The sequence below is a fragment of the Streptomyces sp. NPDC055103 genome, assembly GCF_053607625.1.
The window spans coordinates 18,959-44,715 of record NZ_JBSGTX010000034.1; the positions used below are offsets into that span (position 1 = coordinate 18,959).

22 protein-coding genes are annotated in these 25,757 nt (G+C 67.8%); 9 read left to right on the forward strand and 13 right to left on the reverse strand.

Annotation, left to right across the window (positions count from 1 at the left end; translation table 11 throughout):
• Positions 1-35 precede the first annotated feature (35 nt).
• Together brxD and ACWFR1_RS21725 are read left to right on the forward strand one after the other, a co-directional pair.
• Complete coding sequence (gene brxD / locus ACWFR1_RS21720) at positions 36-1,388, forward strand: BREX system ATP-binding protein BrxD (RefSeq protein ID WP_453553545.1); 1,353 nt, start codon at positions 36-38, stop codon at positions 1,386-1,388.
• 54 nt (positions 1,389-1,442) lie between these two features.
• Entirely contained in the window at positions 1,443-3,605 is a 2,163-nt protein-coding gene (locus ACWFR1_RS21725; RefSeq protein WP_453553547.1) for a DEAD/DEAH box helicase, read from the forward strand.
• Positions 3,606-3,630: 25 nt separating this feature from the next.
• Here ACWFR1_RS21725 and ACWFR1_RS21730 read toward each other — a convergent pair whose 3' ends face one another.
• The 4 genes from ACWFR1_RS21730 to ACWFR1_RS21745 form a co-directional block, all read right to left on the reverse strand.
• The gene (locus tag ACWFR1_RS21730) at positions 3,631-6,312 is read right to left on the reverse strand and encodes an RNaseH domain-containing protein (RefSeq protein WP_453553549.1); all 2,682 of its coding nucleotides are present in this window, start codon (positions 6,310-6,312) and stop codon (positions 3,631-3,633) included.
• 76 nt (positions 6,313-6,388) lie between these two features.
• Entirely contained in the window at positions 6,389-9,820 is a 3,432-nt protein-coding gene (locus ACWFR1_RS21735) for a hypothetical protein (RefSeq protein ID WP_453553551.1), read from the reverse strand.
• On the reverse strand, positions 9,817-10,695 hold the full coding sequence (locus ACWFR1_RS21740; RefSeq protein ID WP_453553553.1) for a restriction endonuclease-related protein: 879 nt from the start codon (positions 10,693-10,695) through the stop codon (positions 9,817-9,819). Before ACWFR1_RS21740 ends, ACWFR1_RS21735 begins: the two co-directional genes overlap by 4 nt.
• A gap of 645 nt (positions 10,696-11,340) precedes the next feature.
• Positions 11,341-11,808: an NUDIX hydrolase gene (locus ACWFR1_RS21745; protein WP_453553555.1), complete on the reverse strand. Its 468-nt coding sequence runs from the start codon at positions 11,806-11,808 to the stop codon at positions 11,341-11,343.
• A gap of 56 nt (positions 11,809-11,864) precedes the next feature.
• Between ACWFR1_RS21745 and ACWFR1_RS21750 the strand changes: the two genes are divergently transcribed.
• The 4 genes from ACWFR1_RS21750 (at position 11,865) to ACWFR1_RS21765 (ending at position 15,639) form a co-directional block, all read left to right on the forward strand.
• Complete coding sequence (locus ACWFR1_RS21750) at positions 11,865-13,277, forward strand: damage-control phosphatase ARMT1 family protein (RefSeq protein WP_453553557.1); 1,413 nt, start codon at positions 11,865-11,867, stop codon at positions 13,275-13,277.
• Positions 13,278-13,288: 11 nt separating this feature from the next.
• A complete protein-coding gene (locus ACWFR1_RS21755; RefSeq protein WP_453553559.1) occupies positions 13,289-13,693 on the forward strand; it encodes an NUDIX hydrolase in 405 nt (134 codons plus the stop codon).
• Between the two features lie 20 nt (positions 13,694-13,713).
• Entirely contained in the window at positions 13,714-14,682 is a 969-nt protein-coding gene (locus ACWFR1_RS21760) for an FAD-dependent oxidoreductase (protein WP_453553561.1), read from the forward strand.
• Between the two features lie 117 nt (positions 14,683-14,799).
• Positions 14,800-15,639, forward strand: a complete 840-nt coding sequence (locus ACWFR1_RS21765) for a hypothetical protein (RefSeq protein ID WP_453553563.1) — start codon at positions 14,800-14,802, stop codon at positions 15,637-15,639.
• On the opposite strand, the gene ACWFR1_RS21770 is transcribed toward ACWFR1_RS21765, so the two are convergent.
• Genes ACWFR1_RS21770 through ACWFR1_RS21780 form a run of 3 tightly spaced genes read right to left on the reverse strand, consistent with a single transcriptional unit; the run spans position 15,627 to position 17,743 of the window.
• Positions 15,627-16,436: an aldo/keto reductase gene (locus tag ACWFR1_RS21770; protein WP_453553565.1), complete on the reverse strand. Its 810-nt coding sequence runs from the start codon at positions 16,434-16,436 to the stop codon at positions 15,627-15,629. The genes ACWFR1_RS21765 and ACWFR1_RS21770 overlap by 13 nt on opposite strands.
• Positions 16,346-17,557 (reverse strand): JmjC domain-containing protein, encoded by a 1,212-nt coding sequence (locus tag ACWFR1_RS21775; RefSeq protein WP_453553567.1) that lies wholly within the window; start codon positions 17,555-17,557, stop codon positions 16,346-16,348. Before ACWFR1_RS21775 ends, ACWFR1_RS21770 begins: the two co-directional genes overlap by 91 nt.
• 9 nt (positions 17,558-17,566) lie before the next feature.
• Positions 17,567-17,743, reverse strand: coding sequence for a hypothetical protein (locus tag ACWFR1_RS21780; protein WP_198540367.1), 177 nt, complete (start codon positions 17,741-17,743; stop codon positions 17,567-17,569).
• Between the two features lie 264 nt (positions 17,744-18,007).
• On the opposite strand from ACWFR1_RS21780, the gene ACWFR1_RS21785 reads away from it, so the two are divergent.
• Entirely contained in the window at positions 18,008-18,466 is a 459-nt protein-coding gene (locus ACWFR1_RS21785) for an NUDIX hydrolase (RefSeq protein ID WP_453553569.1), read from the forward strand.
• A gap of 74 nt (positions 18,467-18,540) precedes the next feature.
• On the opposite strand, the gene ACWFR1_RS21790 is transcribed toward ACWFR1_RS21785, so the two are convergent.
• Positions 18,541-18,864 (reverse strand): DUF6087 family protein, encoded by a 324-nt coding sequence (locus ACWFR1_RS21790; RefSeq protein WP_453553571.1) that lies wholly within the window; start codon positions 18,862-18,864, stop codon positions 18,541-18,543.
• An 868-nt stretch (positions 18,865-19,732) separates the two neighbouring features.
• Here ACWFR1_RS21790 and ACWFR1_RS21795 point away from each other — a divergent pair.
• On the forward strand, positions 19,733-20,272 hold the full coding sequence (locus ACWFR1_RS21795; RefSeq protein ID WP_453553573.1) for an NUDIX domain-containing protein: 540 nt from the start codon (positions 19,733-19,735) through the stop codon (positions 20,270-20,272).
• A 646-nt stretch (positions 20,273-20,918) separates the two neighbouring features.
• On the opposite strand, the gene ACWFR1_RS21800 is transcribed toward ACWFR1_RS21795, so the two are convergent.
• From ACWFR1_RS21800 to ACWFR1_RS21815, 4 genes are all read right to left on the reverse strand, one after another.
• Entirely contained in the window at positions 20,919-21,401 is a 483-nt protein-coding gene (locus ACWFR1_RS21800) for a hypothetical protein (protein WP_453553575.1), read from the reverse strand.
• Positions 21,402-21,549: 148 nt separating this feature from the next.
• Positions 21,550-21,978 carry a hypothetical protein gene (locus ACWFR1_RS21805; RefSeq protein ID WP_453553577.1) on the reverse strand — a complete coding sequence of 143 codons (429 nt, stop codon included), beginning with the start codon at positions 21,976-21,978 and terminating at the stop codon, positions 21,550-21,552.
• A complete protein-coding gene (locus ACWFR1_RS21810; RefSeq protein ID WP_453553579.1) occupies positions 21,975-22,592 on the reverse strand; it encodes a hypothetical protein in 618 nt (205 codons plus the stop codon). The genes ACWFR1_RS21805 and ACWFR1_RS21810 overlap by 4 nt, the downstream gene beginning before the upstream one ends.
• Positions 22,593-22,849: 257 nt before the next feature.
• Positions 22,850-23,896 carry a hypothetical protein gene (locus tag ACWFR1_RS21815; protein ID WP_453553581.1) on the reverse strand — a complete coding sequence of 349 codons (1,047 nt, stop codon included), beginning with the start codon at positions 23,894-23,896 and terminating at the stop codon, positions 22,850-22,852.
• A 226-nt stretch (positions 23,897-24,122) separates the two neighbouring features.
• Between ACWFR1_RS21815 and ACWFR1_RS21820 the strand changes: the two genes are divergently transcribed.
• A complete protein-coding gene (locus ACWFR1_RS21820; protein ID WP_453553583.1) occupies positions 24,123-24,347 on the forward strand; it encodes a hypothetical protein in 225 nt (74 codons plus the stop codon).
• 94 nt (positions 24,348-24,441) lie between these two features.
• Here ACWFR1_RS21820 and ACWFR1_RS21825 read toward each other — a convergent pair whose 3' ends face one another.
• A complete protein-coding gene (locus ACWFR1_RS21825; RefSeq protein WP_453553585.1) occupies positions 24,442-25,464 on the reverse strand; it encodes a hypothetical protein in 1,023 nt (340 codons plus the stop codon).
• Positions 25,465-25,757 lie beyond the last annotated feature (293 nt).

The following is a 25,757-nucleotide window of genomic DNA, read 5'->3' on the forward strand; positions in this document are numbered from 1 at the left end:
CAACCAGGTGGGCGGCCGGATGGGAGACTGTTCGGGTGAACGCGTTTGGATCTTCAGCATCCGGGGCCGCCACCCCGGTCGGAGCCGTGCGACGGCGAGCCGTGGTGGACGCGCTGCGGCGCGGTGTCGTCCCCGAGAGCGGCCTCGACCTGCTCGCCACCGGCCTCGGCCGCTTCGAGCAGGCAGTCGACGAGGAGCTGGACACCGTCGCCGCTGGCGGCTCGGTGTTCAAGGCCGTACGCGGCGAGTACGGCTCCGGCAAGACCTTCTTCACCCGCTGGCTCGGCGAACGTGCCAAACGACGCACCTTCGCCGTCGCCGAGGTACAGGTGTCGGAGACCGAGACCCCGCTGCACAAGCTGGAGACCGTCTACCGGCGACTCACCGAACGCCTGACCACCGCGAGTTTCCCGCCCAGTGCCCTGCGGCCCGTCGCCGATGCCTGGTTCTATGCGCTGGAGGAGGACGCACTCGCCGACGGCGCGAGCGAGAACGAGCTGCCTCAGGCCGTGGAGAGGCTGCTCACCGCCCGCCTCGCCGAGGTGTCCCGACATGCCCCCGCATTCGCCACCGCCCTGCGCGGATACAAGCACTCCCTGGACGCCGGAGATGAGCCCACCGCCGCCGCCGTCATGGCCTGGCTCGGCGGCCAGCCGCACGTTGCTGCAGCCGCCCGGCGCAGCGCAGGAGTCCGCGGCGACCTCGACCACTTCGGCGCCTTCGGCTTCCTGCAGGGCCTGCTCACCGTCCTCCGGGATGCCGGGCACGCCGGGCTCGTCCTCGTCCTGGACGAAGTCGAAACCCTGCAACGGGTCCGCTCCGACGCCCGCGACAAGGCACTCAACGCGCTGCGGCAGCTCATCGACGAGGTCCACTCCGGCCGCTTCCCCGGCCTGTACCTCGTCATCACCGGCACACCGGCCTTCTACGACGGACAGCAAGGCGTACAGCGACTCGCGCCACTCGCCCAGCGCCTCGCCACCGACTTCACCACCGACCCCCGCTTCGACAACCCCCGGGCCGTCCAGATCCGGCTGCCCGGATTCACTGAGGACTCACTGACCGGCCTCGGCGCCACCATCCGCGACCTCTACGCGGAAGGCTCCCAGTCTCCCGACCGGATCAAGCAGTTCGCCGACGATGCCTACCTCACCGACCTGGCGCGGGCCGTGGGCGGGGCTCTCGGCGGAAAGGTCGGAGTAGCACCACGGCTGTACCTGAAGAAGCTGGTCGGAGACGTACTCGATCGGATCGACCAGTTCCCCGACTTCGACCCGCGTACGCACTACAAGTTGACGGTGGGCATCGGCGACCTCACGGCCACCGAACGGAACTTTGCCGCGTCCGCGCCGGCTGCCTCGGCGGATGACCTCGACCTCGATCTCTGAAGAATTAGTTCTCGAAGTTCCGAACATTGACGGATTAGCGCAGGAGTCACAGACGTGCAGGATCAGCCGCGCGGCACCGACCCGGTGGAACGCCTCGACCCGGTAGTCCTGCACCACATTGTCAACACGCTCGGGTGGCCCGATCTGCGCCCCCTGCAGAAGGCCGCCGTGCATCCGCTGATGGACGGCGAGGACGCGATCCTGCTCGCGCCGACGGCAGGGGGGAAGACGGAGGCCGCCACCTTCCCGCTGCTGTCGGCAATGCGGGAGAAGCACTGGACCGGCACCTCCGTCCTCTACCTCGCCCCGCTCAAGGCACTCCTGAACAACCTGGTGCACCGGGTCGACAGCTATGCCCAGTGGCTGGGGCGCCGAGCCGTCCTCTGGCATGGCGACACACCCGAGTCCGTACGCCGCCGCATCCGCACCGAGTCCCCCGACTTCCTGCTCACCACGCCCGAGTCCCTCGAAGCGATGCTCATCAGCGTCAAGACCGACCACATGCACATGCTGGGCCGGGTGCGTGCCGTCGTCGTCGATGAGGTGCACGCGTTTGCCGGAGACGACCGCGGCTGGCACCTGCTTGCCGTACTCGAACGTCTGGAACGCCTGGCCGGCCACCGCATCCAGCGCATCGGCCTCTCCGCCACCGTCGGAAACCCCGACACCCTGCTCACATGGCTCCAGGGCGCAAGCCCCGCCGACCGCCCCGGCCGGGTCGTCGCCCCCGGCGTCACCTTGCCCGCCACCACCGACACCGCCACATCCGACTCGGGCGACCTCCCACGCCCCGCAGGAGAGGTCGAACTCGACTACGTCGGATCTCTCGGCAACGCCGCCAAGGTGATCTCCTCCCTGCACCACGGCGAAAAACGGCTCGTCTTCTGCGACTCCCGCAAGCAGGTGGAAGAACTCGGCGCGGCACTACGAGCCCGCGACGTCACCGTCTTCCTCTCCCACGCCTCCCTCTCCACCGACGAACGAGCCCGCTCCGAGCGAGCATTCGCCGAAGCACGAGACTGCGTCATCGTCTCCACCTCCACCCTCGAACTCGGCATCGACGTCGGCGATCTCGACCGCGTCATCCAGATTGATGCGCCCGGCACCGTGGCCTCCTTCCTGCAGCGAATCGGCCGCACAGGGCGCCGCACCGGAACCTCCCGCAACTGCCTGTTCCTCGCCACCCGACCCGACACCCTCCTCCAAGCCGCCGGCCTGCTCACCCTGTGGGCCCGCGGCTGGGTCGAACCTGTCACCCCACCGCCATCGCCCCGCCACCTCGTCGCACAGCAACTCCTCGCCGTCACCCTCCAGGAACACCGCATCGGCGACCGGCTGTGGCCCGAACAGTGGAACGGCCTCGCCCCCTTCGACCGCTCCGCCGCCCCCCTCCTGTCTCACCTCGTCGAACGCGGCTTCCTCGACAGCGACGGCGGCATGCTGTTCATCGGACCTGAGGCCGAGAAACACTTCGGTAGACGGCACTTCATGGAGCTGACCGCCTCCTTCACCGCACCTCCCGAGTTCACCGTGCTCGCAGGACGCACCGAGATCGGCACCACTGACCCCACCGTCCTCACCGAAGAACGCCCAGGCCCACGCCGCCTGCTCCTGGCCGGCCGCAGCTGGCAGGTCACCTTCATCGACTGGGCCCGACGCCGCGCCTTCGTCGAGCCCGTCGAAGACGGCGGCATCGCCAAATGGCAGGGCAGTGAAGCCCGCGGCCTCTCCTACGCCCTCACCCGCGCCATGCGCGACGTCCTTCTCGGCACTGACCCCGACGTCCGCCTCACCCGCCGAGCCACCGCGACCCTCGCCGAACTCCGCATGGACCGTGCACCCCACGAGGTACACCCGGCCGGCACCCTGTTGGTCCGCGACGCCGACGCCACCCGCTGGTGGACCTGGGCCGGCTACCGCGCCAATGCCACCCTCACGGCCTCCCTCGGTAACCTCGCCGACCCCGTTCAGCGCCCCACCGACACCCACGTCCGTCTCCGCCAAGACCTCAGGCTCGACGACTGGAACAACGCCCGCGCCGACCTCCCCAACTCTCTCACCCTGCCCACCGTCGACCCGCGCGCCGTCCGCGGCCTCAAATTCTCCGCCGCCCTCCCGCCGCGACTCGCCACCACCACGCTCGCCGCACGCCTCGCTGACTTCGACGGGGCCCTCGCCGCCGCCCGCGAGCTCGTGCGGGTGGAATGGGGCAGATGAACGCCCAAAGCCCTGGTCCGCCGACTCAACGTGAATCGGCGACGTCCTCTTCCTCGGTGCTTTCTTGCGCGACAGTTCGCCGGTGGTGGGGATGGTCCTCGTCCATCTTGCGGGCCAGGTGTAGTGGTGTGGGGTGGGACTGGCGGTAGTCCCAGGCTGCTGCTTGGTTGGTGAGGATGGCCGCTGCCTTGCCCATCCACTCGGGATCTGCCTCGGGGTCGAGTGCAATGGCGGTGAAGTGGGTGCTGGTGTGCGCGTAAAAGATCTTACGGAGGCTGTCTTCTGCCTCAGTTGACCAGCGAGTCCAGTCACGGCCTGGGCGGTGCTTCAGTTCGGCGTAGTTTTTCGGGACGTTCGGCAGGGCGAAGCTGGCGATGCGTAGATGGTCAGGGCCTTGGGCCTGGAGCTGGAAGAGGACGCGTACGGTGTGGTTGGTCTGTTTGGCCCACTGCCCTGTGGACTTGTCCAGCGCCCACCGTTCGGTACCTACAGGGCGGGCAAGGCGCCGGGAGAAGGGCAGAACGCGTACGACACCGATGGGCCGTTGCGTTGAGGGCAGGGTGCCACCAGGGAGCCATCGCGGGGTGTTCAGTTCCGGGGGCTGTTCGCCGGCCAAGGACAGATCGCGAAGGCCGGTCCAGATCCGTTCCGTGGCATCGCCGTCCACGTAGACGATGTAGGGGCGCTGGTCCGGTAGCTGACGGCGGACTGCGGCGAGGGCGTTGTGGGCGGCTTGTGCAATCTGCTCCTCGTCCATAGGGATGCCAAGGTCGTCGGCGTGGAGTTGGGTGGTGGCCTGGGCGTACGGCTGCCAGCGGTCGCTGCGTGGGGACCATGCCCAGGTCTGCCAGGGGCCGCCGGCGGTGCCGTTCGCCGGACGCATGGCGGTGAAGGTGAGGGTGACGGGCGCTGGCTGCTGGTTTCCTGGACGGCCAGCTGTTGAGCGGGTGACGTGGCGTCGCAGCCAGAGGCCGATGTGCCAGACGTCGTGGAGTCCGATGGGCGCGAAGGCGTGGCTGAGGCGGGTGTCTACGAGGCCGTGGCGGCGTAGGAGGTCGCGGACTGCGTTGAGAGCGGTGTGCTGCTTCTTCTTCTGCCAGGCGGCGCGTCGCTTGGCCTCTGCTTGTGCTGAGGGCTTGGCTTTCGGCCTTGCCGCTTGGATGGTTTCGTCGTCGGTCTCTTCGCCGATTTGCTCACCGAGCGCAGGTGGCTTCTCGGTCATGTGCTGCAGGTACTGGGTGCCGATCGCGTGCGTGGCTAGGGCGCGCTGGGAGAGGTGCTTGCCGTCCTGCTGTTCAAGCTCTTCTCGCTGGGCGTGCGGGGTGTGGGCGTTGGTCTGAGGACCTTGGGTTTCGCCGAAGACGGAGATCGTCCACCCGGGGCGGGGCTGCAGCTCGGGGTGGTGGTGCAGAAGCTCTCTGCGCTGGGTCGAGGTCATGGTGCCGTGGGCCAAGATGTTGTGCTTGTCGTGGCGAAGAACGATTTCAACTCGGTCATCTGCACAGCGTTGGGTGGTTTTGGGGCCGGTGAGGGCGTCGGCCGGTAGGCCGAACTGTGTGACGAGGGCCTGGCGCATGCGGGCGCAGACACTGTCGGTGCTCCAGAGCGCGACGATCTTCAGCTGTTTGATGTGTGCTGCGTCCAGGGTGATGGGAATGTCTTCAGGCTGGATGAGTCCCTTGTGGACTCGTTCACCGGGGACATGGGGCAGAGGCAGCTTGGCCACGGCAAGAAAGCAGGGTTGGCGTGCAGCCAGGTCGGGGTTGACAGCAGCAACCTGTTGCTCGACTTGCCGGTAGAACTCCATGCCCATGCCGCGGCCCAGCGGAGCGGACTCGGTCTTGGGCTGGATGGCCCGTAGGGAGCTGAGCGCCGAGAGGCTGATGGCGTCCAGGTCGTCCGGGAGGACCGAGAGGCCCCTGAGGTCCCGTGGCCTAGGAAGGTCTGCTTTGCCGGCCAGGCGGCGGGCCACGGAGACCATCGGCACATTGAGGCGGGGTGCCGTACGAGGTCCGTCGGTGCGGGCGGTGAGCAGTAGTGGCAGACCAGGGAGGTGATGGGTGATCGTGCGTACCTTGTACCAGGAGCGGGCCAGCAAGGTGGCGGACGCGCTGATGTTCAGGACGGGCTCGGACAGGTGACCGCTGGTGCCCTGGGAGACGGTAAGGCGTGGCATCTGGTAACGACACTGCCCGTGGCGGTTGGGAGGCCCGGGGATGGTGTGGTCCCACGCATTGAGGACACCGAGGGTGTCCATGCGCCATGTGATCTCTTGTCCGTCAAGGGTCCACGGGCTTGAGGCTAGTTGTTCGGCGAGGTTCCAGGCGGCGAGTTCGGCTGCCCACCAGTGTTCTGTCTGCCCGCCGCGGATAGCTGGAAGTGGAGCCGGTCCAGGGACGGGGGCGGTGCTGGCGGCGATGTCACCCAGCAGCTGACCGAGCTGCTCTCCCGTTTGCCCGGGCAGGACGGCTTCGGCCCAGAAGGTCAGAACGTCCCGCAGGTCCTCTGGATCGATCTGAGTGCGCGCGACGATACGGATCGTGCCGTCATGCAGCAGCCATCGCACCCAGTCTCCGTGGACGGCCCGCAGCACGCTGTCGAGGGCCCGGTAGGGGGGCTGGACGTCCTTCTTGCCGACGGTCTTCTCGTAAGCGGCGCTGAGGTCGTACCAGGCGTCGGCAGCGCGCGGGGGCAGGAGGTAGGTCACGATGCGACCGCAGTCGGCCGAGGTGATGCGGTAGGCGAGGTGGCGCAGTCGCTTGCCTCGGAAGGGGGGAGTTTCGCTAGAAATGACCGGCTCCTGTGGAGGTGAGGCTGCGGCCCTGGTTCAGGCGGGTGATCAGGTCGGAGCTGGCAGCCGCGTACTGGAGGAAGCTTTCGGCCGTCCGGCCATGGATGGCACCGGTCCGGAGGAGCTCGTCCTCCGTATAGGACTCGTACAGCATGCGGAGGAGGGCGGGCAGGTCACTTCCCCAGCTGGTGTCATGGAAGGCGCCGTCGAGGAAGTGGAACTCGACGTCGGTCTGTCCACGGCGACCACGGCCGGCCAGCTGGGTGATGTTTCCGACCACGGTGGCGACGAGGTCGCACTTGAGGTCCGGGTGCAATGCGGTGAATCGCTTGGGCGAGCCGAGCAGGAGCTGGATGCGTTCAATCGCGAGGGCTCGAGCGTGGCGCGGAGCGCGGGCGAGGTTGTCGTCGGGCTGCAGGTGCCGGTAGACGTGGCCTGCGATGTTGGCGGCCATGTCCGCCGGGGAATCCAGCGGCATGACGGGCCGGATAGCCAGGGCGATGAGGCCGATAGCTGATTCTCGGCGGCCGTCCGATCCTTCAGCGAGTACGTTCAGGCAACGGGCGCAGCGCGACAGGGGTGCGACCATTACGTCACCATCGAGGGCGACCAGGTCGACGAAGCGGTCGCGGGTGATGCGGCCGATCTGCTCGGGGATGCGGGGCAGTTTGGCTGTGACGCCGGGGTCGTCGGACTCGGCGGCGAAGATACTCATGCTGATGCCTTCGCGCACCAGTCCTTCGTGGAGACCGTGGGCGAAGATGCGGTCCTGAACATAGGAGTTGGTGGCCACCAGCCCGTGGGCACGATGACGTGTGGCGGGGTCAGCCCGTAGTCGGGCAAGCGAGACGGCCAGTTCGGGGGCCCAGGCGAAGGCCAGGTCGTAAACGTTGTCCTCGCGCTCGGAGAGACGCGTTCCGCCCACGGCAATAGAGGACCCGTTGCGCTGCGGGGTGCTGGCGAAGAAGTCGATCCGGCCGGCGTTGTCGTCACACATCCACCAGGTCGGCGGGACGATCAGATGCGTGGCGGCGGCACGGGGCAGGAACCCGGTAGCCGACATGCCCAGGACTGCCCGCTGGTGGCCGGCGGCAGCCAGGGCGACTACGTCACCGAGGTAGGCGGTGTGGATGTGCGGGTCGCCACGCAGCATTTCCAGGGTCAGCCGGGGCCGGCCGGAGGGGTCCTCGATGCCGTCGATACGGAACCCGATGATCAAGTGGCCGAGTGGGCCGTAGGGAATGACGGTAGCGCCGTCGTACAGGCCGGTCTCATCTGCGAGCTTATGTGCCGAGCGCAGCCCGGATTCTCTGAGCTCATCGGCTTTGCGTGCGAGTTCGAACACACAACGCTGGAGTGTGGACAGCCACGTCTTCATCATCAGGCTGTGTAGGGCGCCGGCGGTCTGGATCTCAAGCCAGCGCTCGTGTTCGGCACGGTCGTCGGGCAGGTTCTCGGCCCAGAATTCCTTGTCGTCACCGTAGGCTTCCTCGTCGAAGGGGAAGTTCTCCTGGAGGACCGCCAGCAGGCACTCCCGGAGCTGTTCCTTGATGGCGGACGCGTGGCTCTCGGCCTGGGAGCCTTCCCGTTCATCGAGGCTGAGCATGTCTTCCAGCAGACGTCGAACGGGACGCAGGGCGGGCCGCAGCCGATCGAGCGGGACGCGGTCCTTGGGCCGTACTGCGGTCGCGGGCATGAGTGCGGTGAGCTCTTCGCGCTGAGCGGCGTCGGCCTGGCTGTCGGGATCGACGCCGATGAGGAGTTCCAGAAGATCGCGGTCGTAGCGACTGGCTTGGTACCAGTGCTGACGGTACTGGCGGGTGCGAGCGACAGCGCGGGCGTCTTTGCCTGCGGCCAGCAGACGGGCTTCATGGGGCTCGGGGCGGATCACGGATTCCGCAACCAGGTCGAGGAACTGCTCGGCCAGGTACTTCATGCGGGTGACGGGGCGGCGGAAAGCCAGAGAGACAGCGGGTGCGACGTGATCCATGTCCGCTTCCAGATCACGCAGGACCGTGGTGCGGTTGCTGTGATCGGCCAGGACCGCTTGCTTGGTGTTCTGAGTGAAACCGGCGGCCTGGAATTGATCGACCTCGTCGATCGTGACTTGGTGAGAGATCCGGAGCAACAGCTCCTGAGCACTGATGCTGCTGCGGATGACACCGTCGATGGAGACGGGTACAGAGATACGGCCGGACAGAAGAAACGCATGGTTAGTGACGATCACCGATGCCGTGGCGGCGGCGGTGATCTGGTCGAACTTGCCGCAGTCCTGGACGTAGCGGCACAGATGGCGGGGGTTGGGCACGTCGGGCGGAAGCCCCGGCCGCACCCATGTGCGGCAGGGCTCCTGGCCGCCGCGGATGCCCGGCTTCACCTCCACCATGTCGCTGACTGGGCATCCGTAGCCGGCCTGGTCGATGCGATCCAAGACCTTGGAGCCAAGCAGGCTCAGGGGGACACCGTCGTTGTCAGCCTTGACGCTCTTCAGCGTGAACTCATGGCGGCCGTGGGGTGACGTGAACGGCGTGCAGCGAAGCCGCGGCATATCGCCTTGGCCACTGAGCTTGGCCAACGCCTTGTCGATGATGGCGGCCTCGACATAGACGTCGTCATTCTCGCCGACCACGAAGGTCACTGTGTGTCCGCGCACGGCCAAGTGGACGGACAGCACCTCAGCCAGGACGTTCTTGCCTGCTCCGGTAGGCGCACTCAGATGCAGCAGCGCGCCGGCCCGCAGGTTCACCGTGCAGTGTCCGCCCTCCCGGTACCCCATGGCCACGGTCAGCAGCACGTGCAACTGCCTGTGACGGTAGGCGGGGCCGGGAAGGATGGAGTCCATCAGGCTCGCGGTCAGCAGCAGGGCGTCCAAGTCCACCATGAGGTCGAGACATGCGGCCTGGGTCGTGAACTGGGGCGGGTCGTAACGAGGCTTGCCTTCAGCGGTGAAATCTACCTGGATGGCACGTCCGCCCAGGGATGCTTGCCATCGGCCGTTCCCCGCGACGCGAACCTTGGCTGCGCCTCGCTGGGCACGCTCCGCCTGGTCTAAGGCGCGGTCGGCGACCTCCAGCGGAGCCTGGCCGTGCACGGGCACCAAGGTGAGGAGCCGACCGGACGCGTCCATCTGGCCGGTCCGGTAACAGGCCTTGATCAGGTTGTCGTCATCGTGGGCCAGCAACTCCGCCACCTGCTCGCGCATTCGGCTGTAGCTCGCCAGCTCCGGCGCCCGGTGGCGCAGCATGCGCCCGACGCGCTGCTTGTCGGCGTACGGCAGGGACGGCCAGCCCCTCCAGGCAGCGGGAAAACGTCCGGACAGGAGCCCCGCCGCTTGGCCCAGGTCCACGACAAAGGCGGAGGACTCATCGTCCTTCGTCGGGAAATAGTGCTCGGCCAGCGCGAGGGCAGCGACGAGCCCGCTCATGCCGCCGCTACCTGGGCAAGCAGACGGTCCTCGGTCAACACCTTCCAGCCGAGTGGCCCCACGATGCCCTCCAACAGCTTTACGTATCCCTTGAGGTGGTCAGGGATCACGATGAACATGCGCGGGACTGACGTCTCCTTCGCGCGCAACGACTCAGCAAGGCCATGCGTGTCCTTCCAGACCTTGGCGTCCAGCCGCCAGGTCAGTCCGCCTTTGGTGACGTGAAGGTCGTAGGCATCACCGAACGGCCAGAGCTCAACATCTGCCCCCAGATCGATGAGCTTGTCGCGCAGCGCGACCTCGAAAAGGCCCGGCAGAGTGATCCACAACCACAGTCCGTAGGAGAGAGCCAGGTACTCCTCCGCGAGCAGCGGCTGGGGAAGGTTCACGCGCAGTTCGCCGCTATAGACGAGGCGCGGCCCTGCATCCGTGACCCGCATGCCGAATTCCGCACCGCGATCCCGATGCTCTTGCCAAGCGCATCGGAAGGTGGCCCCGCCATTCCGGTCTGGGAACGCGTGCATCGTCCACTGGCAGAACGGGCAGCGCGCACACCAGCCGAGGAAGGTGCGGTCAGCCGGAATATCGGCGTAGACGCACAACTGACGGAGCACGTGGGGCAAACGGGCTACCGACCGGCGCTTCTGCACCGGGGCCAGGATCAACCTTTCGCGTCCTGAGACGTACTGCTCCTGCCCAGCAGCCATCAATGCCATGACGAGACTGTGCTGAACGATTTCCGGTGACAGTCGATTGAGGGTCGTGCCCGGCCGATATTTCGACACGGCACGCATCACACTGCGCAGATGCTGTATGTCCACATCGAGTCCAGGTGCCGATCCGAGAGGGAGCTCCTCGAACGCCAGCTGCAGCAAGGCTGCAGAGGCCCGACCCTCTGCATCAAGCAGTTGAAGGCCCTGGAGATCCTTGGGAAGTCGGCTTCCAGGAAGAAGTTCCTCCAGCGGACCCGACAGCCCACGCCGAAACTCACCGAACCGCAGTGCACCCGCGCCGGGTCCATGCGCCCGCAGGTACCTGCCGTGGCACTCGAACAAGACACCCAACTTGGCCCTGGCCTCCCCCTCAGCCGTCGAGAGGGTCGACGCCGCAACCACGCATGCCTCCAGGGCCAAGCGCTGGGGAGCACTGAGATCATGCGCACTGACCAACACGTCAGAGCCAGGCAAGGTCACCCTCAATCCTCGGCGGAAGAGCGATACGAGTCACTCGACACTGATTCCTATCGCAGTGCAGCGTGCCGCCCATTCCTCCTTCCCCCAAAGAGAGCAATCCCTTGCTCTGTGATGAGCCCTTCGAGGTCTTCCGCGACGTACGAAGATGACGGACTGCTGTTCCCCGCCCGATGACTGGCGCACCCGGTGATGGTGCTCGAGGTCGCGCTCATGGCGACCGTGCCTAGCTGCGGCAAACTGCGCACACCGATCGGCCAGCCGCACGAGTTGGGTTGTCTTGCCGATGTGGGCCTGCTGCCGAGGCTGACGAAGCCAAGGATGTGCGCGCTATCCCTCGCGGATCGGGGAGTCGATGACGGAGACGATCGCGTCCGTGTTCGCGGCGATGAACTCGGTCAGCTCCGGCGGCATCAGGTTCAGCTCGCGCACGGCCTCGGCGGTGAACGGCACCCGGACCACCTCGTACCCGCCCCGCTCCGGCTTGGTGAACTCCGTACCTGTACGCGCCGCCAGGTCCAGCGACTCCAGACGGGCAGCGAAGATGTGCTGGACGCCAATGCCGGCCTCCAGCTGGTCGGTGATCAAGTGGACGAGCTCTGCGCGCTCCAGCTTGCCGCCGAGCTCCTCGAATACCTCGCGGTGCAACGCGGCCTCGATGGACGCGTCGTCCGCCTCGACCCCTCCGCCGACGGACACCCAGTACGGATCCCTGCCCGGCTTGGTGCGCTTGATCAGGACCAGCTCGTCGCCGTCGAGGAGGATGGCGCGGGCGTTGCGCTTGATGATGTCGGTCATGCCGTTTGCTCCTTCTGATCGTGGCTATTGGAGAGAACGGGGCGGAGGCCCGTCTGGTGGCGGTCAGCAACCTCCCCGGCTCGGTAGACCCAGCATGCTGCAAGGTGATGGTCGGGTGTGTCGTCCGAGTGCCGCAGCAATGCCGCACTGCCGAACGCGGCTGGCTACGCTGGGCCTTTCGGCATGCCGTTCACGGAGGACTCGTCCGTGACGAACTTGAAGAAGCGGGAGCGGACACCATCACGGAAAACAGCCCCTGGGCCTCGGGCGAAGAAGCCGTTCGCAGCTCCGGCCCAGCCGCCGCGGCCAGCGCGCCGGTCATTCTGAGCAATGAGCCTGGCTCGTTCGCTTGGGGTGTGCTGGCCAAGCGTCACCCTGCCCTCATCCAGCAGGTACGAGACGCCTTCCCGTACGGCCGGCGACAGCACGAGGCACTCGACGCCCTGCTGGACGAGATCACCAACGGTGTCATCGAACCGCTCGCCCCCGCGGAACTCGACCGTGAGCGCTGGGCGGACTGGGGGCAGGAGCACTTCGGGCGCTCGTGGCACGACGTCCCGTTCCTGTGGGCGGAGAGCTACTTCTACCGCAGGCTCCTCGGTGCGGTCGGGTACTTCGGCACCGGCCCATGGCGGGGAGTTGATCCGTTCGCGCTGTTCAAGCAGGCCGAACTGCGAGGCGACGCGGCGGAGAAGGAGCTGCTGGCCCTGGACGTGCTGGCGAGCGCGCCGACCGAGGAACGGGCCACGGCCCTGCTCCGTGCCTCGCTCTGGGGTAATCGCGCGGATCTCGGCTTCCGCGTCTCTGCAGGGGAGCCGGCGATCGATGACGCCGCTGCCTCCGGGTTGGTCGCCGACGACAGCGCCGTGCTGTGGCAGCTTCTGCCCGCTGGAGCGTCCTCCACCGTCGCCGTGGTGGCGGACAACGCGGGACGAGAGCTCATCCCGGATCTGATCCTCATCGACCACCTCCTCGGACAGCGGCACGCCGAACGGGTCGTGCTTCACGTCAAGCCCTACCCCTACTACGTCTCCGACGCGATGACGGCCGACGTCGTTGACTGCCTCCGTCGCCTCACCGAGGCGCCCGGCGAAGCCAGCGCAATCGGCGGCCGGCTGTGGAAGGCCATGGCGGCGGGAAGCCTGGAGGTCCGCACCCACCCGTTCTTCTGCGCTCCGCTGCCGTACGAGGAGATGCCCGATGACCTTCGCGGCGAGTTCGAGAGCGCCACGCTCACCATCCTGAAGGGTGACCTCAACTACCGTCGACTGGTGGGCGACCAGCTGTGGGACGCCACGGTGCCCTTCGCTGATCGCACCGCGTACTTCCCGGGGGCCGTCGTGGCGCTCCGGACCCTGAAGTCCGACGTCATCGTCGGCCTTGAGCAGGGAACGCTGGACGCTTTCGAACGGTCCGGGACTTCCTGGCGTACCAGTGGAACTCACGCGCTGATTCAGGTGCGACGGTAGGGGGAATCTCCGTGGCGATCGAGGCCCAGATAGCAGTTGCCGCTGCCATCGTCGTTCAGGACGAGCGAGTCTTGCTCGTGCGGCGACGAGTCGCAGAAGGAGCGCTCTCGTGGCAATTCCCGGCAGGGAAAGTCGAGCCTGGCGAAGCTCCCGAAGAGACTGCAGTGCGTGAAACCCTGGAGGAGACGGGGCTCCTGACGACCCCGACCAGTGTGCTGGGACAACGGGTTCACCCTGTGACGGGCCGGGAGATCCACTACATCGCATGCCGACCCCTCAGCGGCACGGCGCTTGTCGCGAGCGTTGAAGAGCTCGCCGAACTGGCGTGGGCCACTCACGGTCAAATCCCACAGTACGTTCCGTATGGGCTATTTGAACCAGTGCAAAAGTACCTCGACGGGGCTCTGCTCTCGTGAGCGCCCGTGGGTCAGTTCCCTTGAACACACGAAAGCGCGTTGTCGTTCTGGGTGCTGGGGTGGCAGGGCTCACCACCGCCGTCGTTCTCGCCGAGGCCGGGGAGTCAGTGCACGTGATTGCGGAGCAGGTGCCGGGCGTCACGTCGCTGGCGGCCGGGGCGATGTGGGGCCCGTACCTGGTCGAGCCGAAGGACAAGGCCGACCAGTGGGGACAGCGGTCCCTGGAGATCTTCCGGGAGCTGGCCGAGGAATCGGCCACGGGCGTCGGGCTCACCAGTGGGATCGAGGCATCCCGCACGGCCGAGGTGCCGCCGCACTGGGCCACGACTCTGCCGGGCTTCCGGCCGTGTGAGCAGGCGGAGCTTCCGGCCGGGTTCACGGCCGGGTACCGGCTCACCGTGCCGCTGATCGACATGCCGACGTATCTCGACTACCTCCTGCGCCGGCTCGATGCTGCTGGGGGAATGGTCGAGCGGCGACTCCTGGCCTCGCTCGCCGACGTCGGCCCGGCCCCCGCGATCGTCAACTGCACGGGCCTCGGCGCCCACGAACTGGTCCCGGACCCGAACCTCCGGCCCATCCGCGGGCAGCACGTCGTCGTCGCCAACCCGGGGCTGACCGAGTTCTTCTCCGAGGACACCGGCCTCTCACCAGATCTGCTGTGCTTCTATCCTCACGGCGACACCGTCGTCCTGGGCGGCACCGCCATCGACGGCGAAGGCGACCTCGCCTCCGGCGACAAGGCGGCGGCCGGCATCCTTGCCCGCTGCGCCGAGGTCGAACCCCGCCTCGCCCATGCCCGCGTCCTGGAACACCGGATCGGTGCCCGGCCGACCCGCGCCACGGTCCGCGTGGAGGCGGAGAAACGGGAGGACGGCACCGTGGTCGTGCACAACTACGGGCACGGAGGGGCCGGCGTCACGCTGTCGTGGGGATGCGCTCAGGAAGCCGCCAAGCTCCTGACCGCTGGCGAAGAGGACAGGCAGTGAACGACCAGTAGAGGAAGCCCTCCTATAAGCCCGGGTACCTATTGCCGGTCGGCCCAAAGAGAGCAGGGCTGTGTCGGACTCGGCGCGCTGCGGCTGGGACTTGGTACGTTCGGGCGTATGACGCTGCGTTCGGTGGATCTGCGCAAGGAGCCCGTGGAAGCCGTACTGGACCGTGTGGAGCGGTCGCTTGGGGTGCGCCTGGATCACGAGACTGTGGTGCGTAAGCGCCGGTCTGTGGGGGCAGGTACGGACCGCGGTACGTGGGTGCGTATCGAGCGGCGCGGGCTCGACCGGATCGGGGTTCAGGGCGGGGATGGCACCGCGTCCGCCGAGGCCCTGCTCGGGATCGCGAAGCCGGCCTGGCTCGCCGGCGTCGCGTGGCGGGACGAGACGGAGCCGGTGATGTGGCGGGCGGACGAGACGGAGCTGCTGCCCGGGGCGCCGGTGGGCAGCGCCGTGGTGACGGTAGATCCGCGGCTGACCGAGGAGTGGTGGGCCGCGATGAATGCCTCCCTGGATGCCCTCGCCGCGCAGCACACCAACCGGATCGCGACTCCGGATACCGAGACCCTCACGCAGGAACTGGTCACGGGAACGATCCACAGCGTCTTCCCCGGCATCGATACGGCCGTGGCCGAATGGCGTCCGGCCCATGCGGATTTCAACTGGGCAAATATGACAGCGCCGGTGTTCTGCGTGTTCGACTGGGAGGACTGGGGCATGGCCCCGTGCGGCCTGGACGCGGCAAATCTGTGGGGCGCTTCCCTCGCCGTCCCCGCTCTGGCCGACCGCGTCCGCAGCGAGCGCCGTGACGATCTGGAGAGCCGGGACGGCAAGCTCATGACGCTGTTCATCGCCGCGAAGATCCTCGGCCCCTACGCCGACCCGGACGACCCCCGGCTGGGGGCCGCCCGGGAGACAGCGGAGCGAGTGGTGAAGGAACTTCAGGCGGGCTGACGGCGAGCCTGGAGGAGCTGCCGGTACTCCCTGACCACCTGGTCGTCGACTTCGTACGCCAGGGCGCCGACCAGCTCCCTAAGGTGATCGACGTTGTCCGTGCCGACCGCGAGCGCATCGACCCTGGGCAGGCCGTAGGCCGAGCGGAACGCCGCCTGAACCCTCGTGGCCAGCGGGGAGTCCCGCAGGAAGATCCGCGGGTCGAACTTCCCCCACACCGCCTCGGTCGTACTGCCGCCGAAAGGGCTCATGCCCCACACCTGCGACGGCCGCCACCGCGCCACAAGGGCCTCGGCCGCTTCAAGGACGTCGACACCCACCAGCAGCCCTGACCGGACCATGAGGACATCAGGGCGGGGTGCGTCGAGGTCCACGAGCGGGCGCGGGTCCCAGCTCGATACACCCCACCCGCCGCACAACCCCGTCATTGCGGCGTCGGCCAGGACCGCGCACGCCTGCGCCAGGGCCTCGGCGTCGGGATGGGAGTGCTCGGGGTTGTGGAGGAGCACCGCGTCCGGTTCCCGTCCCAGCTCCTTCGCGGCCTGCTCGACCGCGGCGCGCAGCCGGGCGGGGGCGAGGGAGTGCCCCGCTGGGAAGTATCCGACCTTGGTGGAGACCGAAAACTTCGGCAGGAGGTCGCCGACCACCGTTCTCAGTGCCTCGTGTGAGCGGTGGTGGAGATAGTTCGAGGCGGTGTCGAGGCGCGCTACGCCGAGGTCGGAGGCTGCTTCGAGTACGTCACGGGCGTGACCAGACCGGTATAGCCCGAGGACGACATCTCGGTCAGTGGTTCGCACAGCCCCTCCGTGATGAGTAGGTCGGCCAAGGTGATGGTGTCCTCGTCGGCGCCATCGAGGTCGACGGGGTGACCCGACAGGAGCGCCCGGAGGCCCGGCTCCGCGCGCTCGTGGAAGGTCAGCCGCTTGCCCCCGCCGCAGACCTGGACCGTGTCACCGGAGCGAATGATGGTGGGAGCGAACTCGGTGACAGCCGCGACTCCGTCCGGTCGGCCGAAGGCGGCCACATAGGGCATGTGGCGTGCCGGCGGGGTGTTGGACCGCAACTCGTCCAGGTACCGCTCGGGGCTGTAGTCGGCGGCCAGAGCGCTGAGCTTGTCGCCCAGCGCCTCGTGCGCGGTTGCCTCGGTGCCTTCCAGGTCGCGGCGGAACGCCTCATCGGCGCGGGCGGCGTCGGAGAGAAAGTTGGTCCAGGTGACGCCGGTCCGTTTGGTGAATCCGAACGTCACGTGCAGCGAGTGGCCGCCGCTGCCGGATCCGAGTCGGGTGGCGGTGTGCCAGTAGCCCCGCGGTATGTGCATGACGTCCCCAGCCCGCATGGTGCCCTTCCACAGCACTTCCTCGGAGGGCGTGCGGTTGCGTTCGGCGTCGCGGTACATCGGCGCCGGCCGCGACGGGCCTCGCACTTCCCACGATTTCTCGCCGGACAGCTGCACGGCGATGACTTCGTGGTCGTCCCAGTGCAGGTGGAATCCGTCGGTGTCGCCGACCGCGAGGTAGGCGTTGGCGGAGGTCAGTTCGCCCGACCACCAGCCGAGGGCCCGGCAGGCGACTTCCAGCGTTGGGTCGAAGAAGTCCACGTGGTCCAGGACGACGGTGCCGCTGTCGTTGAGGATTCGCCCGAGGGCCGCCATGTCGGCTTGGCTCACGGCCTGCCTTCGCCGGTTGACGTTGGTGGACAGGAACGTGGACGGGTGTATCTCATCGCCCTCGGCATAGCAGCGCAGCTGCGGATTGGCCAGGTGGCGGCGTTTGATCAGGTCCAGCAGTTTGTGCGGGGTCAACAGCCGTGCGGGCAGGTCGGGGTCCGTGAGACGGCCGCGTGCGAACGCGGTCCCCACGGAACCCGGCCCGTCCCAGCCGAGAGCTTTCTCGATGTGGGTGACGAGCCGGTGTTCCATGGGTTTCCCTTACTCCTTCGGGAGGTTCAGGTCGCGGTTGTCGCCGTCGTCGCCCGCGCTGTTCTGCGAGCTAGTGACGTCGGACCGCTCGGACTCGCTGCGGTCGTGCGCGGTCGCCAGCTCCTCCACGGCGATCAGAAGCGCGGGGCTGGTCCCCGCCACCTGTGTGGACGCCCTGTCTGCCATCTACGCTCTCCCTTCAGTCGCTACCGCCCAGCTCCGGGCGAAGGTCTGAGTTAACCCGCGTCCAGCAGAGGGCAGTAGAGCGGGATTCGGACAGATGTGCGGGGCGTGCGCCCCGCGCCGGGGTCGGTCCGAAGACGTGGCCGCCGCCATCGCCTCCTCGCCGGACTGAGCGCATCGTTCATCACCGGACAGTCGTTGCACACCGACGGCGGCTGGCAGCTCCACTGGCCCCCAGCCCACTACTCACCGCGGAGAGGGATCCCCATGAAGCAGCGTGTTCGCGCCGTCCTCGTCACCCCGAGCGGCACCACGCTCGTGATCAAGCGCATCCGCCCCGGCGTCGACCCCTACTGGGTCATCGTCGGGGGAGGCGTTGAAGAGAGCGACGCCATCCGCGAGGAAGCGCTCCTGCGCGAGGTCCGAGAGGAGATCGCCGGCGACGCCGAGATCGTCCGCCTGCTCCACGAGATGGAGAACGCCAAGGGCGAGAAGGAGTTCTTCTACCTGGCCCGCATCGACACGTGGGACTTCGAGAACCGGACCGGCCCGGAGTTCGCCCGGACCGACCGGGGCGAGTACTTCCTCGAAGAAGTCCCGCTCACCAACAAGGCCATCGTCGACCTGAACCTGTTGCCCGAGGAGATCTCCACGGTACTCTGCCGGGCCCTCGACAGTGGCGACTTGCTCGCCATGCAGACGAGGGACCAGCGCTCGGCTGGGTGATCGCTCGTGCCGGGGCCGCTGGTGCTGCTTGATGGTCGTGGACCTGCTACACCGCCGCGATCGTACGAGTCGGACTACTGATCTCGTTCTTCCGTCGAGGTCGGCTTTCGGTGCCGGCCTCGGCCCTTGCCCATCGCGGGCCGGTCCCACTCGGCGGGCTTGTCCTGCGGGGGCGGCGGGTACAGCAGGGCCTGGGCGGCGGCCAGGTTCTCGACGGTGCCAACCACCTTCCACTCCGTGCCGGTCCACTCCTCGATCGCTCTCGGGGCGCCAGGGTCGACGTGGGCCCCGCGGTGGGGCCCGTTGCTGAGCGGTACGGCCCGCTGCTTGCCCTTCGAGGCAGCCTGGCGTTCGGCACGCCTGTGCGCCCACTCCTCCAGCGGTTCGTCATCGTGCATCCGGGCATCGTGGCCGAGGGGCGGTCTGGGCCGCCACCCCGTCCCTCGTTCGGGTGGCGGCGCCTGGTGTGGCGCTCGGGGGCTGCTAGGCTCGGCGCGCCCTGCGGGTTCGTGGGGTGGGCCGTGCGCAGGCCCGCGTTGTCGGCTCCGCTGACTCGCTGTGACAAGGTGCTCGGCGCCAGCGCATTCAGACCTCTCTGGATGCCTCGTGGAGTTGCCGTGCCCGCCGATCACGCCCGTAAGGGCCCCGTACGCCGCCGTCAGGTGAGTACTGGGGAGTCGTACACCAAAGCCGCCAAGGCCCTGCGCCGCTCGTACAGCCGCGCTGTCTGGGACCCGTGGGTGGCTCCCCGGTGCGAGGTGGCCGATCCGATCCCAGGACACGACCCCTGGTTCTCGGGCCCGTGCCCTGAGGGGTGTCCGACGCGGGAGCGCCCGGACTACATCGCGTACCTGGAGACGCTGCCCATGCGGGAGCGCCTGCCACGCCCGGTGCCCGAGCGGGAGCCGTACGTATGTCCTGGGCCGTCCTTGTGCACTGACGACTGCTGCGGCTGCAACTATGTCCACCTGACCGTCTGTCGAGACTGCGAAGCCGTCTACAGCCCAGGGCTCGACATCCCGTGTCCGAACTGCGGGCGGCGCCCGGAGTAGAGGCTCGGGCAGTTCCGCGCCGGGGCACATGGCCTGGGCCTCGACGAGGAGATCGCCGGGTTCTTCGCGGACATCAGTGACCCGCACGCCGAGCGGTGCGGGGCGGACGCGGCCTACGAAGTGGCCGTGCCCGCACACGCCGAGAAACCGAGCCCCAGTTGCCGAGTTGACCGATCCGCCGACTACGGATGGGGTCGAATGGCACACTCTCAGTGTGACGTGGACAAGGGTCTCGACGACGGTGATCCACGAGGGGCCCTTCCTGGGGTACCACCAGGACACCGTCGTACGGCCGGACGGAGTCCGTGGCACCTACGAGCACGTGGTGATGAACGATGCTGTTCGGGTCGTTGCGTTGAACGACGAGGGCGTTGTGACCCTGGTCGAGGACCACTTCTATCTCCAAGGGCGCCCGTTCCTTCAGCTGCCCGGCGGAGGAACGGATGGGGAAGACCCCTATGATGCCGCTCCGCGGGAGCTCGCGGAGGAGACTGGGCTGACAGCCTCACGCTTCCGGCGGCTGGGCGTCGTCGACCCGCTCCCTGGCGCCACGGCGGCCCGGGTGCACCTCTTCGTCGCCACGGGGCTGCGTACGGGGGCGCCGGCCAGGGAGGCAACCGAGGTGGGCATGAAGGTGATCACGATGCCGCTGCGCGAGGCCGTCGCGGCTGCTCTTGCTGGCCGCATCACCGAGGCCACGAGCGTGGCTGCGCTGTTCCTCGTCTCCCTGGAACTGGAGGGCGGAAAGAAGTGATGCGGCATCTGTCGGCGGCTGTGCGGTGGCTCCGCCCACCAGTAAGGGTCCAGCGGGTCGCGTTCTGCGCGAAGTGCTACGCGCGCGAGTCGGAAGAGTTCTGGCTTCCTCGGGGAGACCCTGCTCCTCTACCGCCCCAGTGGGAGCGGGAGCGGTTCGGCCCTGGTGTGCTCTGCCCTCTGTGCGTGAGCTGGTCCATCTCCTAGTAGGTCGGCTACGAGACCGCCTCATCGTCGCTTTCGCTTCGGGACGTGTCCCGGCTCTCGGCCACCCGCGTGATGATGAACTCGGGGTCGCGCGCTCCTTCATCGGCATGAGCAGGCCGGCGGCCCGGCGCGCTCGCCGGTACGTCAGCGCCCACGCCCGTGTCGGTCACACGACCTTGAGGCCGAATGCGCTCGCCATGGCCACGCTTTGGGCGAACGCGCGATGTGTCGGTCGCATGAGTAGAAGCGCTCCGTCGACTGGGCGGTCTCGAACCACATCACCGCGGGGCCCTTGCACTTACCTGCGGAGCAGGTGCGAGGGGAGTCGGTGAGCGGCTGAAGCACCCCCATCAGAGCTGCGTTGACCCCTTCCAACCTGATCCCCTTCAGGGTTCCTCGAGTACGCCGAGCGGAATCAGTCAGGTGTGCGCACTCCGCAGTTAGAGGCGGACGCCGAAGCGGGAGCGGAGCCTGTCCATTCCGTTGGTGTAGCCGGGGCCCCAACGGGTCATGGAGGAGTCGAAGGTGTCGTCGTAGTTGCCTTCGGGGGTTCGGTGGTTACGAGAGATGACCTTCCACATGCTGACCACTGGGTCGCTGGTGTCGGCCAGGTCGTGACCGAGCGCTTCAAGGCGCTGTTCCCAGGCCGCCTGACGCTCGTCTCCCGTCATGTCGCCGCCGTACAGCGCTTGGACCTGCTCGTCGGTGACCTGGCCCGGGTCAACGCCATGCTCTGCGGACAGGATGTAGAGCGCGGTGGCGAGGCCGGCGGCTCCTTCGGCGATGACGACCCCGTCGAGCATGATGCGGTACCCGGCAAGTGGCCCCTCCACCACACCGATTGCTCGGTCCCACGCTCCGGACCACAAGTCCGGCCCGCCGGCCGTCTGCCACTCGCGGAGCCGATCGACAACGGTGCTCATGCTTCTCTCCCTCATCTTCGTGCTGGCTCTTGGGTGCGAGCCTGCCGCATCCATTCCACGCAGCGGAGTCGAGTTCCGGCCTTCCCGATTGCGTGGGGGTAGTGGGCTAGCCGCGGCATCGAACGTGAATTCATCTCCGGGTAGGCGGCTACGAGACCACCGTGCCGTCGACTTCTCTTCGGCGCGCGTCCGGACTCTCGGCCGCCCGGGTGATGATGAACTCGGGGTCGCGCGCCTTCATGGTCATGGGCAGGCCGGCGGCCCGGCGTGCTCGTCGGTACGTCAGTGCCCATCCCATGGTGTGCCGGACCGTGTCGTCGGGAGCGAGTTCCGCGCGCCACCACAGCCAGCCGATCATGTGCTCGCGGCCGTCGGCGCCGGGCGCTGCGAAGGCGACGGCTGCCTCGCCGGTCTTGAGCGCCAGCGTCTCGACGACGGCACGGTTCTGGCCGAGGGCGATCAGGTCGCGGCGGACCTGCTCCCGCGCGGACCGTGCTGCCCCCCGGATCACGCCCCAGGCGATCAGGCTGACGGTTGGGACAGCGATGGCGAGGAGCACGGTCCATCCGACCGTCATTGGGGAGAACCGCCCAGGGGGATCTCGGCGACCGAGTCCCACGACATGCGCCATCCGCTGCTGCCTTCGTCCTCCGTCCAGGTCACGGCGAGCAGGTGTACGCGGTCCACAAGCAGCGGTGCTCGCCTCGGCGTGATCTCGTTCCGCAGGCGCGAGTTGAGCCGGTCGGAGGAGCCGGTGCCGTCGGCGTAGCCGAGCGAGATGTGAAGCCGACCGCCCGAGTGCTGGAGTGCGGCCTCGCCCCGCGCCTTCCGGATCGCCGTCCGGGTGGCCTCCCGCACCACTTCGGCGTCCACCTCCGGCCACACGTCGAGGACGGCACCTGCGACATTCGCCAGAGGGGGCCCTACCTCGGTCGTGAACGGTGCGATGTCGGTGAGCTCCGCCTTCAGGGCGTCGACGAGCTGTTGGAGCGCTGGCTCGTCGTAGTCGGTGGCCGGGGCGTCCGCCAGCATCTCCACCGTCAGGTGCAGCAGCCCCGCGTCATGACTGGTGCCTGGGAGCTGAGGGTCGATCGGGTACTCCTCCATCAGCGGCACGCAGGACCGTGCGAGCGACAGCAGCTCGTCATCGACCCCCGGGCGGGGCAGCACGTAGACGTGCAGCACCGGCATCCCGCTCGTCCACGGACGACCCTGAAACCGCGGAACGAACCTCTCCACCAATCCCCCTCGCATCGTGTTTAGGTGCGCTCGGACGAACGCCCCGGCCGTCCATCCTGACCCGAGGCGATCACTTCGCGCAGCCGAACCGGTCAGCCCGTCGGGTCAGCGCGACACGGCACAGTGCGTCAGAGGCCAGGCTGCCGAAGCTGACCGGTCGCCATCGGAAGCCTCCCGCCCGTTCCGACTGAGAGGGGTGGTGTCGGTCTTCAGGATCGGGGCTGCGAGCGCCGGCCGCCGGGCCTCCCGGGCCGCCTCGGGAGATTGAGCGCCTTGAGTTCGTTGGCGCGGGTGTCCAGAAAACCGGCCCTCCGCGCTCTCCGCGCCCACTCCACTGCGGTCCGGAGTTCTACCCGCCAGACCTGAGCGACCAGGTCATGGGGCTTGGAACCCTGGTGGAGGGCGAAGCGGTGCACGCTGGCGACGTCCTGGAGATGTTGAGGGCTTCGGCGTGGATGGTTGCCGGTGAGGGCCGTGGACATAGCCGTCGGCAGATGACCGATCTGAAGCTCGGGGCCGAGTGCCAGAGCCAGGTTGAAAGGCAACGCCAGGATGGCTTTGGCGGTCAGGTTCACCGTGGTGCCCCCGGAGTGCCAGGTCGCAGGACGAACTTCCAGGGCCTGGGGGAACACACCAGCCGGACCGTTGCCGGCCGCCGGACCGCAGAGGTATCGGGGAGGGATGCCTTTCTCGTCTGCCCTGCAGAAGCGGACGCCCACGTGAAAGACGAAGTCCTGCGCTCCGGGTAGGTCGAACAGCACAGCGCCCTCGGTGCACGCACTCATCTGCCACGTCGGTCTCGCGTCGGCCGGCAGAGTCCGCGGATGGTGCTGGAGCGGCGACGGCGGTGGCTGGGGACGGAAGACGAGGCGTGGCTCATGGGGCTCGAGCAGGCCGCGATCTCGAGCTTCCTTGATGAGGTCGTTCACGCTGTCCGGCCCGCGCTGGAGAATACGCATGAGGACCTGCCTGGGCGGCAGTTGTGCCGCGATGCTGCCGCGGTAGAGGTCAGCGACGAGGCCGGAGAAGCCGTCGTTGCCGCCTTCCGGACGCGCGCACCCGATCCCGTCGACGGTTCGGGCGACGTCCGAGCAGAGAAGGTACTGGGCGTAGCCGACGGCGAGGGCACGTCCCCAGTCGACCCCCTTGATAACGGACTCCTCAAGGATGAGCCGAGACCGTGCTACCGAGGGGGAGATGCGGAGGAAGGCAGCATGGGGGAGATGGCCGTCGCCCTGCCGGAACCCAATCGTCACGGACCACTCCTTGCGCCGCCCGACACCATGGACGTGCACATGACCGTCCTCGCAACCTGGCGCCGACTCGATTCGGTCACAGCCGGTGGCTTCCACTGCCGCCACCCCCTTGGTATTCGAGCCAATTCGTGTATCTGCCGCGATGCGGCCTCCCGACCGTAGCTTGGTCGTGCTGCTCAACGAAGCCGACGAGCAGCCCAGGTTCAGTACGAACGGGAGGACTCCCATGCCCACCTTCGAATCCGCTGCCTCGACGACATCCCGGCCACCCCGTTGGCTGCGTATTGGCCAGGGCCTGACCGGAGCGTTGACGGGGCTGTCCGGGGTGGTGAGCCTCGGAGCGCTTCTCGGCGGCTTCGACGTGCCGGCCGACACCTGGGTGTCGTTGTTCGGTGCGAGCGGGGCGCTGTGGATCGGGCTCCTGGCGCTCGGTCGACGGGCCCTGCGGTAGTTCCCCTGCACTGAGGGGCGTGGGGCATCCGCCGGATGGCCCACCAGGGCACGGTACTTCTGACCATCCGGCCGGAACGGAGCACCGGACGCAGTCAGCCGTCGACCGAGCCCGGCCGGGCACTCTCCGGTGGGGAGGGGCAGTAGTGTGCCCAACCGAGCCTCTCGCAGAGGCTTTCCAACTGCCGGCGGGCTGCTGGGGCGATGTGGGCACTGATCGCCACGCCGATGTCTACCACGTCGGGAGTCACGAGGCTCTGGCCGAAGACCGCAACGCCGGCGAAGGGATAGTCGGACGTGAAGTACTCGGAGGCCGCAAGCGTTTGGGCCCAGATCCAACCCGATCGCATCCATGCGGCTCCGTAGCGCGATAGGTCGACAGCCAGGAGCACGGGGACAGGCGTGAGCGAGCGACCTTGTTCGGCCTTCCGTGGCTCGACGCCGGCGTTGAGCGCGGCGTAAACGGCCGATGCCATGGGCCCAGCGAGCTCCGCGCTACCGACTTCCCAGTTCAGCGGATCCTTGCTGGTCTCGACGCGCACGGTGACGGTCAACTGCCCCGCGTTGACCCGGGCGTCGTCGCATTCGACGACCACCGGGTCCGTGATGCCGCCCGCGACGACGGTGGGGGCACAGTCGAGCAGGGCGCGGATGACCGCGTCCTGGACATCCGCCTTGAGCCTCGTCAGGTAGTGGCTGAACGTGAGGTGGACGGCCACCTCTGCGAGCTCCGCTTTCTGGAGTTCGTGCTCCACGCGCTCTGCGAGGTGCGTCATCCCCAGCGGGGCTGCCGTCGTCACCTCCAGGCCAGCGACGATGGTGCCGTCCACGTCCCTTACGAGGAAGTCGGGGTTGCGCACCGCCGTGTCCCCGAGCTGGTACGAGATGTCTTTCCTGGCAAGGGCGAGCGCGACGGTGAACTCTGCCCGCATGTCTAGCAGGAGGGACATCGAGGTCAGCTTCGCGAACTCCGCGCGCTTGTCCTTCCAACGGCGGTCCTCGCCGGCGATCGCGTCGATGTCGACCAGCATCTGGTCAAGGACACCGAGCCACAGCTCGGCGTCTTCGGCATCCAACAGATCCCCGAGCGGATGACGAGACGCGTTGGCATCCTTCATCCACCGGTCCAGCGCTGGCCGATCAGGCTTCGTGCGGCCGATGTCCTCGGGATGAGGGGAGACGCCGAACGGACCTCTTTCGCCCGGGGTCGTAGCACCGAGCTCGGGGGCACCGCCCTTGCGTCGGTGGAAGAGAGAGAACACGATGCTGCCTCGCTGACGGGTCTGCCGATGTGTAGCCGAGGCGATTCTGCAACGCTCGCGCTCCTACGGCGAAGTCATTGGAGGCGTACGTCGGGCACGTACCACGGTGCTCGACCAGCAGCAGGTCATTGGGCTGGGAATGGCTCCCC

What these genes read in the sequence shown, in the direction of transcription:
- ACWFR1_RS21810 (WP_453553579.1), bottom strand. Translation starts at nt 22,592, where the DNA reads ATGCCGGTGCTGCACGTCTACGTGCTGCCCCGCCCGGGGGTCGATGAC.
- ACWFR1_RS21825 (WP_453553585.1), bottom strand. Translation starts at nt 25,464, where the DNA reads ATGAAGGATGCCAACGCGTCTCGTCATCCGCTCGGGGATCTGTTGGAT.
- ACWFR1_RS21775 (WP_453553567.1), bottom strand. Translation starts at nt 17,557, where the DNA reads ATGGAACACCGGCTCGTCACCCACATCGAGAAAGCTCTCGGCTGGGAC.
- ACWFR1_RS21785 (WP_453553569.1), top strand. Translation starts at nt 18,008, where the DNA reads ATGAAGCAGCGTGTTCGCGCCGTCCTCGTCACCCCGAGCGGCACCACG.
- ACWFR1_RS21805 (WP_453553577.1), bottom strand. Translation starts at nt 21,978, where the DNA reads ATGACGGTCGGATGGACCGTGCTCCTCGCCATCGCTGTCCCAACCGTC.
- ACWFR1_RS21800 (WP_453553575.1), bottom strand. Translation starts at nt 21,401, where the DNA reads ATGAGCACCGTTGTCGATCGGCTCCGCGAGTGGCAGACGGCCGGCGGG.
- ACWFR1_RS21765 (WP_453553563.1), top strand. Translation starts at nt 14,800, where the DNA reads ATGACGCTGCGTTCGGTGGATCTGCGCAAGGAGCCCGTGGAAGCCGTA.
- ACWFR1_RS21780 (WP_198540367.1), bottom strand. Translation starts at nt 17,743, where the DNA reads ATGGCAGACAGGGCGTCCACACAGGTGGCGGGGACCAGCCCCGCGCTT.
- ACWFR1_RS21735 (WP_453553551.1), bottom strand. Translation starts at nt 9,820, where the DNA reads ATGAGCGGGCTCGTCGCTGCCCTCGCGCTGGCCGAGCACTATTTCCCG.
- ACWFR1_RS21745 (WP_453553555.1), bottom strand. Translation starts at nt 11,808, where the DNA reads ATGACCGACATCATCAAGCGCAACGCCCGCGCCATCCTCCTCGACGGC.
- ACWFR1_RS21790 (WP_453553571.1), bottom strand. Translation starts at nt 18,864, where the DNA reads ATGCACGATGACGAACCGCTGGAGGAGTGGGCGCACAGGCGTGCCGAA.
- ACWFR1_RS21820 (WP_453553583.1), top strand. Translation starts at nt 24,123, where the DNA reads ATGCCCACCTTCGAATCCGCTGCCTCGACGACATCCCGGCCACCCCGT.